Source organism: Sphingobacterium sp. Lzh-3, assembly GCF_046764375.1.
Taxonomy (GTDB): domain Bacteria; phylum Bacteroidota; class Bacteroidia; order Sphingobacteriales; family Sphingobacteriaceae; genus Sphingobacterium.
In genome coordinates this window covers 888,391-904,581 of the sequence record NZ_CP177226.1, presented here as the reverse complement: position 1 = coordinate 904,581, position 16,191 = coordinate 888,391, and the positions used below count along the sequence as shown (strand labels likewise).

General features: G+C 40.2%; 11 protein-coding genes. 6 read left to right on the top strand and 5 right to left on the bottom strand.

The window, feature by feature from the left end; genetic code table 11:
* Positions 1-5 precede the first annotated feature (5 nt).
* Genes nrfD through ACLCDV_RS03615 form a run of 3 tightly spaced genes read right to left on the bottom strand, consistent with a single transcriptional unit; the run spans position 6 to position 5,834 of the window.
* The gene (nrfD, locus tag ACLCDV_RS03625; protein ID WP_046674137.1) at positions 6-1,490 is read right to left on the bottom strand and encodes an NrfD/PsrC family molybdoenzyme membrane anchor subunit; all 1,485 of its coding nucleotides are present in this window, start codon (positions 1,488-1,490) and stop codon (positions 6-8) included.
* A gap of 29 nt (positions 1,491-1,519) precedes the next feature.
* On the bottom strand, positions 1,520-4,534 hold the full coding sequence (locus ACLCDV_RS03620; protein WP_317668410.1) for a TAT-variant-translocated molybdopterin oxidoreductase: 3,015 nt from the start codon (positions 4,532-4,534) through the stop codon (positions 1,520-1,522).
* 37 nt (positions 4,535-4,571) lie between these two features.
* A complete protein-coding gene (locus tag ACLCDV_RS03615; protein ID WP_286767326.1) occupies positions 4,572-5,834 on the bottom strand; it encodes a cytochrome c3 family protein in 1,263 nt (420 codons plus the stop codon).
* Positions 5,835-6,292: 458 nt separating this feature from the next.
* Here ACLCDV_RS03615 and ACLCDV_RS03610 point away from each other — a divergent pair, with 458 nt between their 5' ends.
* Positions 6,293-6,736, top strand: a complete 444-nt coding sequence (locus ACLCDV_RS03610; protein ID WP_411973926.1) for a methionine-R-sulfoxide reductase — start codon at positions 6,293-6,295, stop codon at positions 6,734-6,736.
* On the opposite strand, the gene ACLCDV_RS03605 is transcribed toward ACLCDV_RS03610, so the two are convergent.
* Positions 6,726-7,736, bottom strand: coding sequence for a LacI family DNA-binding transcriptional regulator (locus ACLCDV_RS03605; RefSeq protein WP_317668412.1), 1,011 nt, complete (start codon positions 7,734-7,736; stop codon positions 6,726-6,728). The two genes, ACLCDV_RS03610 and ACLCDV_RS03605, sit on opposite strands and share 11 nt — an antisense overlap.
* Before the next feature lie 147 nt (positions 7,737-7,883).
* On the opposite strand from ACLCDV_RS03605, the gene ACLCDV_RS03600 reads away from it, so the two are divergent.
* The 4 genes from ACLCDV_RS03600 (at position 7,884) to ACLCDV_RS03585 (ending at position 13,369) form a co-directional block, all read left to right on the top strand.
* Positions 7,884-10,166 carry a GH92 family glycosyl hydrolase gene (locus tag ACLCDV_RS03600; protein WP_411972934.1) on the top strand — a complete coding sequence of 761 codons (2,283 nt, stop codon included), beginning with the start codon at positions 7,884-7,886 and terminating at the stop codon, positions 10,164-10,166.
* 77 nt (positions 10,167-10,243) lie between these two features.
* A complete protein-coding gene (locus tag ACLCDV_RS03595; protein ID WP_411972933.1) occupies positions 10,244-10,570 on the top strand; it encodes a DUF493 domain-containing protein in 327 nt (108 codons plus the stop codon).
* A 358-nt stretch (positions 10,571-10,928) separates the two neighbouring features.
* Positions 10,929-11,684 carry a hypothetical protein gene (locus ACLCDV_RS03590; RefSeq protein WP_411972932.1) on the top strand — a complete coding sequence of 252 codons (756 nt, stop codon included), beginning with the start codon at positions 10,929-10,931 and terminating at the stop codon, positions 11,682-11,684.
* Between the two features lie 23 nt (positions 11,685-11,707).
* Positions 11,708-13,369: an IPT/TIG domain-containing protein gene (locus tag ACLCDV_RS03585; RefSeq protein ID WP_411972931.1), complete on the top strand. Its 1,662-nt coding sequence runs from the start codon at positions 11,708-11,710 to the stop codon at positions 13,367-13,369.
* Between the two features lie 118 nt (positions 13,370-13,487).
* On the opposite strand, the gene pnp is transcribed toward ACLCDV_RS03585, so the two are convergent.
* On the bottom strand, positions 13,488-15,674 hold the full coding sequence (gene pnp, locus ACLCDV_RS03580; protein WP_411972930.1) for a polyribonucleotide nucleotidyltransferase: 2,187 nt from the start codon (positions 15,672-15,674) through the stop codon (positions 13,488-13,490).
* Positions 15,675-16,020: 346 nt separating this feature from the next.
* Between pnp and ACLCDV_RS03575 the strand changes: the two genes are divergently transcribed.
* On the top strand, positions 16,021-16,143 hold the full coding sequence (locus ACLCDV_RS03575) for a hypothetical protein (protein WP_411972929.1): 123 nt from the start codon (positions 16,021-16,023) through the stop codon (positions 16,141-16,143).
* Positions 16,144-16,191: the final 48 nt, after the last annotated feature.

Genomic DNA, 16,191 nt, shown 5'->3' with positions numbered 1-16,191 from the left:
GCTGATTATTTTCTAACTGATAATTCTTTAATCTCTTCTTCTGTCACTGAATCATATTTCTCTAATGACTCTTGGAAGTACTTCACTTGTTCCTCAGGGAATGCGCCTTCTTGAGCCAATTTAGTTTTATGTTGTAATGAAGATGATTTCAACAACAATTTCACTTCGGCGATAGCGATACCTGGTAAGAAACGTAAGAACAACAAGAATAATGTAAAGAATAATCCGATTGAACCTACAAAGATACCTACGTCTGTCCAAGTTGGGTAGAACATTGCCCAAGATGAAGGCAAGTAATCACGGTGCAATGAAGTCACGATAATTACAAAACGCTCAAACCACATACCGATATTTACAACAATCGATAAGATCCATGAGATAGGAATACTTGTACGGATTTTTTTGAACCAGAATAACTGTGGAGAAATTACGTTACAAGTCATCATTGACCAGTAAGCCCAAGCGTATGGACCCAACATACGGTTCTCGAAAGCATACATTTCGTATTCTGAACGAGAGTACATTGCGATAAACAACTCAGTCAAGTAAGCCACACCCACGATAGAACCAGTTGTCATGATGATGATATTCATCGACTCAATGTGGAACATCGTGATGTAGTTCTCAAAGTTCATTACTTTACGTAAGATCAACAATAACGTCTGTACCATCGCGAAACCAGAGAAGATCGCACCCGCCACGAAGTATGGAGGGAAGATCGTTGTATGCCATCCAGGGATAACCGAAGTGGCAAAGTCCATGGATACGATCGTGTGTACAGAAAGTACAAGCGGCGTAGAGATACCTGCCAAGATCAATGACACGATTTCAAAACGTTGCCAAGTCTTAACTGAACCATTCCATCCGAATGATAATACAGAATAGATTTTTTGTTTTAATCCAGTAGCACGGTCACGAATTGTTGCAATATCCGGCAACAAACCACAGTACCAGAATACCAAGGATACTGTAAAGTAAGTCGAGATCGCAAACGCATCCCATACCAAAGGAGAGTTGAAGTTTACCCAAAGTGATCCAAATTGATTTGGAAGTGGGAAAATCCAATAAGCCAACCAAGGACGACCCATGTGAGCTACAACGTATGTAGCCGCACAGATTACCGCAAAGATCGTCATCGCCTCTGCAGAACGGTTGATTGAATTACGCCAGTTCTGGCGGAAGATTAATAATACAGCTGAAATCAACGTACCCGCGTGACCGATACCTACCCACCATACGAAGTCGGTGATATCCCAAGCCCAGCCTACAGTTTTATTCAGACCCCAAGCGCCGATACCTGTCCAAAAGGTATAACTAACGCTAACTACCCATAATAAAGCACCTAATACAGCAACGGTAAAACCAATCCACCATGCTTTATTCGGTTTATTTTCAACCGGTAGTAAGATATCATCCGTAATTTTTGCATACGTAATGTCCTTACCGGTCATTAATGGTTCTCTTAATATTGATTCGTTATGCGATGACATAGTATTTTTATTTCAAATATTGTACAAGATTACGCCTCAAAAGTGTTTCTAACTTTTGTCATATAACCGATACCCGGTTGAACATTGATTTCCTCAAGTACGTAATAAACACGCTCGTTGCGTAATGCTTTAGATACTTCTGATTCTGGATCATTTGCATCACCAAAGATAATTGCATTTGCAGAACATGCTTGTTGACAAGCCATTTGGATATCGCCATCTTTAACTTTGCGATTTTGAATCTTAGCTTGTAATTTACCTGCTTGAATACGTTGGATACACATTGAACATTTCTCCATTACCCCACGTGAACGAGTAACAACATCTGGATTCAATACCAATTGTGTGAACTCATTGTTCAAGTAGTTGTCAAAACGTGAATCATTCCAGTATGCAAACCAGTTGAAACGACGAACTTTGAAAGGACAGTTGTTCGCACAGTAACGTGTACCAAAACAACGGTTATATGCCATATGGTTCAAACCTTCTGAAGAGTGTACTGTTGCCAATACCGGACAAACCGTTTCACAAGGTGCGTGACCACAGTGTTGACACAACATCGGTTGGTGAACAACAGTGATATCTTCGAAATCTAAATCAGCCGAAGCTCTCGCAATTTCTTTCTCTTTTGTAAGATCTTGATCTTTTCCTTCGATTGTATAGTAACGGTCAATACGTAACCAGTGCATTTCACGACGACGACGAACCTCATCACGGCCTACAACAGGAATATTATTTTCAACGTTACAAGCAACGATACAAGCACCACAACCCGTACATGCGTTCAAGTCGATCGCCATCACCCATTTGTGACCAGGTTGCTCATATTTGTTCCACAAATCGTATGTTTTGTGATTATCGGTAAAGCGGCCTGCCTCAGAGTTAGGATCTTTCAGATATTTCGCAAATGTCGTTTCACGAATAACGTTACGACCTTCGATCGTGTGGTGTGTTTGTGTTTGTGCCAATTGGTAAGTACCAGACGCTTTCGCTACAGTTGCTTTAGCAACACCTTGTACTGTACCATTGATGATAGAAGCAAAAGGGAATGCGTTTTTACCAACTTCATTACCTGCTTTACCAACTTTTGTACGGCCATAACCTACAGCAACTGAAACTGTTCCTTGTGCTTGACCTGGTTGTTGTACAACTGGCAATTCCAATTCAACACCATTTGCTTTTACAGTTACTTTACCATCTTCACCCAAACCTAATTTCTCAGCATCTTTCGGGTTAAGAGCAGCGTAGTTATCCCAAGTTACTTTAGAAACCGGATCAGGCAATTCTTGTAAATAAGCGTTGTTTGCGTAGCGACCGTCACGAAGACCAGCAGGCTCATAAAGTTTCAATTCAAACTCACCTGTAATCGCTTTGCTTGATGCCTCAATTGCCGAAGCTGCTGCTGCAGCATTTCCTGTAAATGCAGGAGCTGTTGCCGCTTTAGCACCTTTATATTCAAAACCAGTTTGCAATACAGCATCCCAGTTTTTCGTAGAACCTGCTAAAATTTGTGTAGACCACAAGTTCTTAACGAAGTTGTACATATCGGTATCATTTCCTGCCCAAGTCAATAAGCTTTGCTCAGCTTGACGTGTTTTGAAAACAGGATTGATTGTTGGTTGAACGATAGAGAACAAACCTTCTTTTGGATTCGCATCACCCCAAGATTCCAAGAACGTACTTGCTGGAGCAATCGCTGTCAATTCAGAAGCTGTTTCATCCGCACGTTGCGAAAATGATAAGGTGAAAGGAATTTGCTTCAACGCTGCTTTTACATCATCTGCTTTGAAGTAGTCATACACCGGGTTGCTATTCAAGAAGAACGCAACACCAACTTGACCTGATTTCGCTGCTGCTAAGAAAGCTTGGAACGAAGAATCCGAACCTTGGTATTGTTTAGAATAGTTATCCAAATCGATGATTGTACCGTAAGCACCTAAAGCAACGTTGATTGCATTCACTAATACTTGTACATTGACATCGTTAGATCCAGCAACAACAACTGCTGCGCCTTTGCTGTTCACCAATTCTTTCGCCGCTAGAGCGACACCTTTTTGTGCTTTTTTGTTTGCAGTAGCACCAGCCAGAGACTGACCAGTGATTGCATTATATAAAGCAACCAATGTAGCACCTTCTTCCGAAGGTTTGATTGCGATACGTGCATCCGCATTTGTACCCGTCATGGAAAGACCAGACTCAAATTGCACGTGACGTGACATTTTGCCGTTTTTCAACGATTTATAATCACGGTTTTTAGCGTATTGTTGTGTATGCTCCTCACCTGCCAACCAAGTTCCTAAGAAATCAGCTGCAACAGAAACAATCACATTTGCCTTTTCAAAATTGTATGAAGGAACAACAGCTTTACCAAATGAAGCTTTATTCGCCTCGATAATACCGCTGTAAGAAACAGCATCGTATTGTACATGGTTAACTGTTGGGAATTTCGTTGCGAAAGCAGCGATAGCCGCCAACGTTGAAGGGCTGTTTACGGTGTTAGAAACGATCGTAATTTGTTTACCAGAAGATGCTGCTGCATTCAAAGCTTTAACAACTTCCCCATCCAATTTAGACCACTCAACATCTTGACCTTTCAATTGCGCCTGTTTCAATTTGGACTCATCATATAAATCCAATACAGAAGCAGCAGTCGTTGAATCCAAACCTTGGTTCAAACCAATTGCATTCGGGTTAGGCTCAACATTGATCGGACGACCTTCACGAGTTTTAACCAAGATGCTTTGACCGTTGAACGTCGAAGCATAATAGTTAGGGATACCTGGAGTTACCTCTTCAGGTTTAATCAAATAAGGAACTGCCTTATGCACAGGAGTACGGTTACAAGCCGCTAAAGAAACAGCACCCAAACCAAATCCTAATGCTTTCAAGAAGTCACGGCGAGGAGTTTTAGTGCTCAAGCCAGCTTCGTTTAATACATCTTCTACAGGAATAGATTCGGCAAACTCACCCTTGCTTCCTTCAACGAAAGCAGGAGTTTGATTTAACTCTTCCAAACCTTTCCAATATTTTTTATTGCTATCCATTTAAGCTGTATATAAGATTGCGTATTTCAAATAATTATTAATAGTGACACTTACCACACTCAAGACCACCGATCATGGCTGCAGTCATTTTCTCACCTTTCTTAATTCTTTCGTGTGCTTTAATCAAATCTTCATAGTATTTGTTATCCGATTTGATATCTGTCTTTTTGTGACAATCAACACACCATTTCATCGTCAATGGAGAGTATTGGTATACTTCTTCCATATTTTGGATTGGACCGTGACAAGTTTGACACTCAACACCAGCTACCACAACGTGTTGTGAGTGGTTGAAGTAAGCAAAGTCAGGTAAGTTGTGGATACGAACCCATTGAATTGGTTTCGGATTGTTACCGTAAGTACGCGTATCAGGATTCCAATCCAATGCACGATAGATTTTAGCAATTTCCGGAGAAATCTCACCATCATAATGCTCTGAAGCAGTGATTGTATTGTGACAGTTCATACATACGTTGGCCGATGGAATAGACGCATTTTTAGATTTAAATGCTCCACCGTGACAGTATTGACACTCAATTTTGTTAACACCAGCGTGGATTTGGTGCGAGAACTTAATTGGTTGAACCGGCTGATAGCCTTGGTGAACACCAACGTTCCACATTGTTTTCCAACCACCTACAGCTAATAATGCAACTAACATCAAGACGGTAAAGCCTACCAACTTCTTGTTTTTAACGAATGCTTTCGCAAACTTCACAAAGCGTTGGCTATCTTCTGGCTCTTGTTGCGCAGCAATAGCTTCTTGGTTTTTAGCAATTACATTTTCTAAGGTACGGATCACACGATTCAACACCACGATAACCACTACAGCCAAAACAACAACTGCGATCAAGCCCAAAATCATGAACATGGACGCGTTATCATCTTTAGCTCCAGCACCACCAGGAGTTTCAGTTTTCGGTTTCTCCTTAGAAGCATCTGTGATATACGCTAATACCGACTTGATCTGATCGTCAGATAAATCAGTAAAAGAAGTCATCACAAGCTTGTTGTTCTCTTCGAAGATTTTAACTGCATCAGCATCGCCAGACGCAATTAAAGCCTGAGAGTTCTTGATCCACTTGATTAACCAAGCTTCGTCTTTCGTCTCTGGAATCCCCTTTAAAGCAGGACCAACCACTTTTCTGTCAATGGCGTGACAGGATGTACACTTAGATTTGAAGATTTTTTCACCTTCCTTGACATCTTGCGCATGCAACGTCGTAACGGCAAATAATAGCATCAAACTCGTTGACACCACCCTCGCAAGGCTTCCCAAAACGGATGAGATAGTTCTCATATTTAGCACTTTATACTATTTATTTGTGAATGTAAAAAATTAACTCCCATGGTTAAAGGAGCCACTACCCCCCTAACAATGCCACAAAAGTATGATTTATTAACAAATCGCTGACAATTTTGTGACCTTTAATATCAATTTATAATCATTCTAAACAAATGCGTTTAAACAAGGATAAAAACAGCATTAAGCTATTAAAGTGGTTCCATCGCTACAACTTTTCATTTGGATAGCCACTCAAATATAAGACAATTCCATGACAATTTAAAATACTCAAAACAGTGGATCGCAGAAGACACAAAAAGTTTTTTTTCGTCCTAATTTCCGTACCTTTATAAGACGAATCGAGAACTTTATCAAGATGAATGGAGATCTGGTCAGGGTCAGGTCCCGAGCTAACAATAAAAAAATCTGGATGATGTCTTTATATAGAAGGAATAGCTCATTATATCGAAAGAATAACGCATTCCTATTGGGTAGTTCCTAGTAAAGCCAGCTTCAACACTAAACACACAACAACAATGGAAACAAACAAAAAATACAACCCGTTAAGTAAAGAAGAGGAATACATTATTATACATAAGGGAACTGAACGGCCTTTTACCGGCGAACTTTTAGACAATAAGCTCAAAGGAACGTATATCTGCCGTCGTTGTGACAGCCCACTATACCGCTCGGAGTCAAAATTTGAATCTGGCTGTGGCTGGCCAAGTTTTGATGATGAAATTCCTGGGGCAATTACAAGGATCACCGATGCAGATGGCCGCCGCACTGAAATCCTGTGTAGTAACTGTGGCGCGCATTTAGGCCACGTATTCCTCGGAGAAGGCTTTACGACAAAAAACACGCGTCACTGCGTTAATTCTATTTCAATGAAATTTGTAGCCGATACTACGAAGTAACTTTCACTTTAGTCGACTCACGAACTTTCAGTTCACAAGGCAACACCATTCTACGTGTTGCTTTTATTTTGCCCTGAAGACGCAGCAACAAAATATTGATCAGGTTCTCCGCAATGTCCTTGATCGGCTGCGATACAACCGTGATAGAAGGTTCCACTAATTTAAAAACCGTATGGTCGTCAAAAGCAATCACCGCCGGCATCGTAAAATCAAATTTTTTGGAAGCCTTCAAGCCTGAAATCGCCAAATAGTTTGTTGAGAACAAAACGGCATCCAGCCTGTTTTCACAGATAAATTCCCGCAATAGTTCCATTGCTTCCTCATCCGAAGCATCCATCTGAATCTTTTGAATAAAACTTTGTTGCTTATTATTATCCATGGCCTTCATATAGCCATCTGAACGCTCTTTCATTTGGGTCTGATCCGAATAGAGCGATACAAATCCGATACGTCTATAACCTTGTTGACACAAATGGTTACTGGCATCAAAGGCCCCCTGAAAATTGTCTGCACCAACATAGTCTGTTTCAAGCCCCGGAAAATAACGGTCAAAGAGCACAACCGGAATATTATTCTGCTGCAACTGTTTTACGGTATCTTCCAAACCATCGGAAGGCGTAATAATAAAACCATCTACCTGACGATCGTAAAACATCTGGATTAACTCTTTCGCTTTTTCTACATCATTGTTGGTACTACAATAAATAATACGATAGCCCTGCTCGTAGACCTTACTTTCGATCAGACGAGCAATATTCCCAAAAAAGGGATTGGAAATATCTTCGATAATTAAACCCAAAATCTTTGTCTTCCCTGTGCGCAGACTTTTCGCCAATTCGTTGGGCTTATAGCCGACCTTTTTGACATAGTCCAAAACCCGCTTAGTCAAAGCCTCACTAATACGCTTTTCTTTTGCCTTATCATTCAAAATAAAGGACACAGTAGTTACAGAAATCCCCAACGCCTTTGCGATATCACTGATCAGAATACGTTTCTTCATGTAGTAGTAGTAGGTTTGTTAAGTTTTTTATTACGAAGCTTACTAAAGTAAAAAATTTAACGACAATTTACTAAAATAATAATAAAATTGCGCTAAAAGGTTTTATTTACTAATTTTAAGCAGTTTTCAAATACCCGAACAAAACCTATGACAGGAAATAAACTACTCAAAACAGTGTTGGGCACACTAATTTTGCCATTTTGTGCGCAAGCCCAGCAAAATCTTACACAATATGTCAACCCCTTTATTGGTTCCGCGGATCATGGCCACGTGTTTGTTGGTGCCAATGTACCTTTAGGTGCAGTACAATTGGGGCCTACCCAAATTCCACAGATTTGGGACAAGTTCAACGGATGGGATTGGTGCAGTGGATACAATTACAAAAGCCAGGAAATTTTGGGTTTTACCCATACCCATCTGAGCGGAACAGGTATCGGTGACCTCAACGACCTCATGATCGTTCCAGCCAACGGAAAATTACAATTAACGCCAGCGGAATTCAATAAAATGAATACAGGTTATGGCTCTTCCTTCAAAAAGGAAAATGAGGTTGCCAAACCCGGATTCTATAGCGCTTATTTAGATGACTATCAGGTACAGGCCAACCTGACAGCAACCGAACGTGTTGGCTATCATCAATATCGCTATGAAAAAACAGACAATGCGCATATTTTGGTCGACTTAGGTTACCATATCAATTGGGATAAACCGACAGACACCTACATTAAACAGGTGAACGACTCGACCTTTGTTGGTTACCGCTTTTCAACAGGATGGGCAACTGACCAAAAATTGTATTTTGCGATCAGAACTTCCCAGCCGATACAAAAAGTAAGATTTTTCGACGGTAAAGAAGAAAAATTAGGCCAAACAACATTTAAAGGACAGGCAATCAAAGCGGCTTTATTCTTTGATGCTGTTAAAAACAAAACCATCGAGCTTAAAGTCGGTATTTCTCCCGTAAGCTCGACCAATGCCCTGAATAATATCAATGCAGAGATCCCGGGCTGGAATTTTGAAAAAGTAAAACAAGAAGCCGATCAGCGTTGGAATAAAACCTTAAATAAGATTCAATTTGAAGCCGACAAAGATACGAAGACAATCTTCTATACGGCATTATACCATACCTACTTCGCTCCTACCATCTTCAACGATGCCAATGGCGATTATTTAGGAACTGACAAACAAGTATACGAGAAACAGGATTTTGTCAACCATACGGTATTTTCGCTTTGGGATACTTACCGTGGCCTTCATCCTTTGATGACGATTTTGGAGGACCGTAAAATCAACCAGGATTTTATCAAAACCATGTTGGCGATCTATCAACAACAAGGTAAATTGCCAATGTGGCACTTACAAGGTAATGAAACCAATACAATGGTTGGATTACCTGCGATTCCAGTCATTGCCGATGCCTTCTTAAAAGGGATCATTGACGAGAAAGATTATCCATTGGTCTGGGAGGCTGTTAAGACAACAGCCATGGGCAACGATCATGGTCTGAAATATGCACGTGAACTGACTTACATTCCGATCGACAGCATGCCGAATGAGTCTGTAGCATGGGCATTAGAGTATGCGATTGCCGACTTTGGTGCGTATAAAATTGCTGAAAAGCTAGGTAAAACAGAAGACGCTGCCTATTTCAAAAAACGCTACAAACTTTACGAGCAGTATTTTGACAAAGAAGTAGGTCATTTCGTCGGTAAAAAAGCCAATGGCGAGTTCCGCAGACCTTTCGACCCATTGATGGCCAAACACCGTGAGAATGATTATTGCGAAGGAAATGCATGGCAATATACCTGGTTAGTACCTCAAGATGTCAAAGGTCTGATCAATCTTTTCGGTGGCGAGGAGAAATTTTTGAAAAAACTAGATTATTTTACGACCATGTCATCGGATCTTGGTGGTGAAGCTTCTCCGGATATTTCAGGACTAATCGGCCAATATGCGCAAGGGAACGAACCAAATCACCACATCCCTTACTTATATGCTTACGCTGGACAACCTTGGAAAGGTGCAGCCTTAGCCCGTAAAGCGATGACGGAGTTTTACACAAACAGTCCAGCTGGTCTATGTGGCAATGATGACGTCGGACAAATGAGTGCCTGGTATGTGTTCTCAGCGATGGGCTTCTATCCACTGAATGCAATGAGTGGTGTTTATGTCTTCGGATCACCGATGATGCAACATGCAAACATCAATTTACCAAATGGCAAAACGTTAGCGATCGATGTTAAAAATCAAGGTAAATCAAATCAATATATTAAATCGATCAAATTGAACGGTAAACCTTATGCTAAGTCGTTCATTACACATGCACAGCTTTTAGAAGGCGGACAGATGGAAATCGAGATGAGTGCCACGCCAAACAAAAACTTTGGTAAAAACAAAGCCGATTGGCCTTCAAGTATTGACAATAATTAACTGAAAAATTGTCAGTAAAACATTACTGGATTAATATTTGTTAATACCCTAGTAACATATTTAAGGAGAAATAAAACATGGCAGATTACAAAAACATCAATATACAAGATATCCCTGACGGAGGTGATAATCCAAAAGACTTCTATGAAACTTTCAAAGAGCGCTTAGAAGACTTAGAAACATTTCCAAAGGATTATACGTATAAATTTATCTTACCAAAAGATCAGGACCACTTCAATCAGATCCAGAGCGTATTTGATGACACAGGTGCTCAATTTGACTTCAAGGACTCCAAAACAGGTAAGTATACTTCAATTACGGTAAACTTGAACGTAAAAGACACCGATCAGGTCATCTACTACTACAAAGAAGTAGCGAAGATAAAAGGTGTTATCATGTTATAAAAGAACAAATCAGGCTGTCGAATTGACAGCCTGATTTGTTTTATACCCCTTTCAAGATGAATTCAAACTCTATTATACAAATATTTACTTTTTAGAATAGAGAGACTCTCTAAGAATTATTTCTACAGTTCTCCCCTCAATACAGATCTTTATCTTCAAAAAATCACGCCGATTGTTCAAGCCACTATGATATAAATCATCGGCTTCTTGTAAAAGATCAACCTAGAAGTATTATATGCTTGGCCCCCTAATAAACTGTATATAACCGATTCTCTTTATCTTATTCAATTAACTTTAATAAAAAATTTGTGAAACGCCCACAAAGCAGTATATTTATCCTCTTAGTTTATTATATTTTATGAAAAGAATTTTATCGGCTATCCTATTATTGGGAGCAGCTCGAATTGCCTATGCGCAGACCTCACTTGACAAAGACATCGAAGGCGTTAAATCTAGAAAAGGTAGTTTTGTTACTGAATTGAACTTCAATCCATTTAAAGGAAATCTGAGCTTAAACAATGCTCTAAATCAGATCAAAGGGCGGTATTTTGTTCAGGATGACCTTGCTTTACGTTTGGGAATTGGAATCAATGTACTCGATTCTGCAGCAAATTATGGATATCCCTACGGCACAAATGGTTATTTTAACTCCAATACCAAAAAGAGTACAGGATTTGATCTCAATATTGGTATTGAAAAACATTTTAAAGGAAGCTCCAGACTGTCTCCTTACATTGGATTTGACCTCTCCATCGGCTCTAAAAGTAGTAAACAGGAACTATCTACCAGCGCATATACGATGAATCTAAAGAATGCCTGGATGGAAGTTATCTATCAGCAGACCAACAATGGCTATTATTCGTCCATGCAATTAGTCCCAAATGCTTATACAAGATTTGGTGCCTATGCCGTTGCCGGATTTGACTTTTATGTTTCCAAAGGCCTGTTTGTTGGCTATGAGTTTAATTTAGGTTATTTACAGACAAAGTATAAAAAACCTGATATCACAGTAACGGGAACTGACCCTGGTTATGGCTCTTATATCTCGGAAAACAAAACCAAGACGTTTAAGAGCTCATTGGTGAATGGTCTGAGAGTAGGATACGCATTTTAAAAACAATAAACTTATTGATCATTATGAAAGGGATTAAAATACTGTGTATTGTTTTTATTTCATTATTTGGACTATTTTCATCGTGTAAGAAGGATGACTTTACGCCACCAGCAATTCAGACACTGTCAGTTAAAGCTCAATCGTCGACTTCATTTGAAGTTGTTGGTAATATCGCTAAAAGGGGGAGTGAAGGGATAGAGGATTATGGATTTATTTATAATACTAGCCAGGAAATAGGAGAAAATAAGGGCATAAAAGTTTCCTTGGGAAAAGATGCTAAGGAAGGAGAGTTTCGTAAACAGATTAGGGTTGACGGGACATTACCGTACTCCTACAACAATACGGTTTGGGTACGCTCCTACTTACGGGACTCCAGGGGCACTGTTTTTGGCACAATGCTTAGTGTCAACCTTCCTAGTCCTTCTATGGGAGACATTACACCAAAAATGGCCATGTCGGGCGAAGTCGTAAAAATCACAGGTACTTTTTTCGATGCGACAGCAAACAATACCGTTGTTACAATTGGTAATATCAAAGCAAAGACTGTTTCAGTAAGTCCAACTGAAATAAGTGCAGAGGTACCAAGTGGTATACAAGCCAGCCATGGAAATTCTGTCAATGTTTCTATTCAGATCGGATCTACTCCAGCCGGCAATAGTTCTTTCCAGATACTCGCGAATTTTAAGGATTTTTCTCCTAAATCCGGGACTGTGGGCTCAGAATTAAAATTCACTGGCGATAACTTACCTGATTATTTTGGCAGTTCAAATATCCAGGTTGAAATGGGAAATCAACTCATTAATCCTTCGTACTATTACGGAACCATAAATGTCCCCTTCACAGCCAAGGAAAGTTCAGATCTTGCGATAACCATTAATGGAAAGAAAAAAGTGCTGGGAACGTTTAAAGTAACTCCGCCGGTAATCAGCGAAATATCACCCGAATCCGTTTATCCAGGACAATCTATCATGCTTCGTGGGACGAACTTCCCGCCGATTAATGATGGCGGTGAGGGCCGCCCTTTAGTGAAATTAGGTACAGGAAGCTATGGTGATGCATATTTCTATGATAAAGGAACATACACTTACAATGTTCCGGATAATATAGCAGAAGGAGATTATTCCCTTTACCTAAAGGTTGGGCCACATGAAGTACAAGCTCCTAAAAAGTTGAAAATTTTGGGCTATTCAGCCTCGAATTTTTCTCCTAAGTCTGGAAGTTCGCTTCAGCTGATCAATATCTCCGGAAATTTTATTGCCGGAAATTGGTATACGGTTTATTTTGGTTCCGTACAAGGCGGTGGAACTGCAACTTCGCCGACGAATCTACAGGTAACCGTTCCTTATGGAATGAGCGAAGGTAATGTTAAGATTAGCGTTGAATTCCCAAATAAAAAAGTAACCATTCCCGGCGACTTTGAGGTCGTTGGCCCTTCGTTTACGTCCTTTAGTCCGACATCTGCGGTACCGGGAACAGTGTTAACGATCAAAGGTTCAGGCTTTGTTCAAGGTTACGACACTATCGTGAAATTCGGTTCAATTGCCGTAGCTCCTAATAGCGTAACGTCGAATACAATCTTAGTTACCGTACCTTCAAATGTATCTCCAGGTGCAATGAAGCTAACGGTAGTGACAGCAGGGCAATCTGTTGCACATAAAGATAATTTTACGCTATTGGACAAATAGCATTCGATTTAGGACTTCCCTCCTATTAACTCGGATCATTCTAAAAACATCAAATTTAATTTAGGTTACAAAAAAAGCCCGCTTTACGCGGGCTTTTCGTATCATTTGAAAGATAACCTTATTCTTGGCCAGCGCCAGCTACAGGAGCTTCGCCAGCAGGTTTATCCTGCTTTGGTTTGTCTTCTTTCGGAGGACGAGGCAATAACGCTTTACGCGAAAGCTTCATTTTACCTTGTTTGTCGATATCCAACAATTTAACCGTTACTTTATCACCTTCTTTGAAGATACCGTCCATTGTTTCAAGACGTTTCCAGTCGATTTCAGAGATGTGCAATAAACCATCTTTACCAGGCATGATTTCAACGAAAGCACCGAATGGCATAATTGATTTCACTTTACCTTCGTAAGTTTCACCAATTTCAGGTTTAGAAGCGATTGCTTTAATACGACCTACGGCATCATCGATAGCGGCTTTATTATCTGCGAATACTTGAACAACACCTTTGTTATCAACTTCTTCGATCGAAATTGTAGCACCGGTCTCACGTTGCATCTCTTGGATAATTTTACCACCTGGTCCGATTACAGCACCAATAAATTCTTTATCGATCAACAATTGAACGATACGAGGTGCATGTGGTTTGTAGTCTTCACGTGGAGCAGAAATTGTTTTCTTCATTTCACCTAAGATGTGTAAACGCGCTTCTTTTGCTTGATCCAAAGCTTGCGTCAACACTTCCCATTTCAAACCATTGATTTTTAAGTCCATTTGACAAGCAACGATACCTTTTTCTGTACCAGTTACTTTAAAGTCCATATCACCTAAATGATCTTCATCACCTAAGATATCCGATAAGATCGCGTATTTACCAGTTTTCTCATCAGAAATCAATCCCATGGCAATACCTGAAACTGGCGCTTTCAATTTCACACCGGCATCCAAAAGTGCCAATGTACCAGCACATACCGTAGCCATTGAAGAAGATCCATTTGATTCCAGGATATCAGAAACAACACGGATCGTATATGGATTTTCACTGTCGGCAGGAAGTACCTGTTTCAATGAACGCATAGCCAAGTTACCGTGACCAACTTCACGACGGCCAGGACCTCTATTAGGTCTTACCTCACCTGTAGAGAATGCAGGGAAGTTGTAGTGAAGAATAAATTTATTATAACCGTTAATAAAAGCACCATCGATCATTTGCTCATCGTCTTTAGCACCTAAAGTAACCGAAGTCAATGATTGTGTTTCACCACGTGTGAATACAGCCGAACCGTGTGCAGCAGGCAAGTAATCTACTTCAGACCAGATCGGACGTACAGTACGTACATCACGGCCATCTAAACGTATACCTTCATCCAAAACTAGGTTACGGACAGCATCATACTGAACATCGTGGAAATATTTTTTAAATAAGAATGCGGTATCATCATCCAATTCCTCAGGCATTGTCGCTCTGTACTCTTCCGCGATTTTTGCGAAGTTCTCAGAACGGTCATGTTTGGCAGAAGCAGATTTTGCAATAGCGTAAACTTTATCGTAAGTAGCTGCAAAAATAGCATCTCTCAATTCAAGGTTTTCAGGCTCGTGTTTATACTCACGCTTCACAGTTTTACCAACTAAGTTAGCCAGTTCTACCTGAGCAGCAACTTGTTTTTTGATAGCTTCATGAGCAAAAGCAATTGCTTCTACCATTTCAGCTTCAGAAATTTCTTTCGCTTCACCTTCAACCATACCGATATCCTGTGCCGAACCAGCAACAATAAACTCTAAAGTTGCATTTTCAAGCTCAGACAATTTTGGGTTGATCACCAACTGACCGTCAATTTTCGCAACACGAACTTCAGAAATTGGTCCATTGAAAGGAATATCAGAAACAGCAATAGCTGCAGAAGCTGCCAAGCCCGCTAAAGCGTCAGGCATAATATCTTTATCTGCCGAAATCAAGCTGATTGCAACTTGTGTATCTGCGTGATAATTTTCAGGGAACAAAGGACGTAATGCACGGTCTACCAAACGTGAGATCAATACCTCATAATCCGATAATCTAGCTTCACGACGTAAGAAACCTCCTGGAATACGGCCAGTTGCCGCATATTTTTCTTGATAATCTACAGAAAGGGGTAAAAAATCAACGCCAGATTTCGCTTCTTTAGCTGAAACAACTGTTGCAAGCAACATCGTATCACCTTGTTTTAATACTACAGCCCCATCAGCCTGTTTTGCCAATTTCCCTGTAGACAATTCGATCTGGGTGCCATTACCCATATCGATGGTCGTTTTAATTTCGTTGTAATTCATTTAATCTTGTTTGCGACATGCTTTTCATCTTGTTGGCAGCATGCCAATATTTTAAATACATTAGATTTCAGCACAAAGGTAAATTAAAATATTAAGATTAATGCAATTCACAGCAGGCTAAATCATCAAACCCTCGGAATACGGTAGCAATTGCCCCAGTCTGTCAGCCAATGAATCGATTGAAGTCTTCTCAAGTTCTCTTATTTCTCGAAAAGGCTTCCAAAGGCTTATCAATTATAACGAGGAATCTAGCCTATTGCGCAGTATAAGACAACATGTAAACTTTTCTCAGGATGGGGTACTATGTAAACCTATTTCAGTATAAGACACTATTTCAGTATAAGACATGGCTATCATCTTCGGAGATTCTTCGGTGCTTCTTCGGTACTTGTTCGGAGCTTGTTCGGTACTTCTTCGGTTGGAAGCGAAGAAACAACGAACAAGCTCCGAGGAAAAAGCGATGAAATAACGACTAAATAGCGAAACTGAAGTAAAGGACAAGTAGGCCAATCTCGTC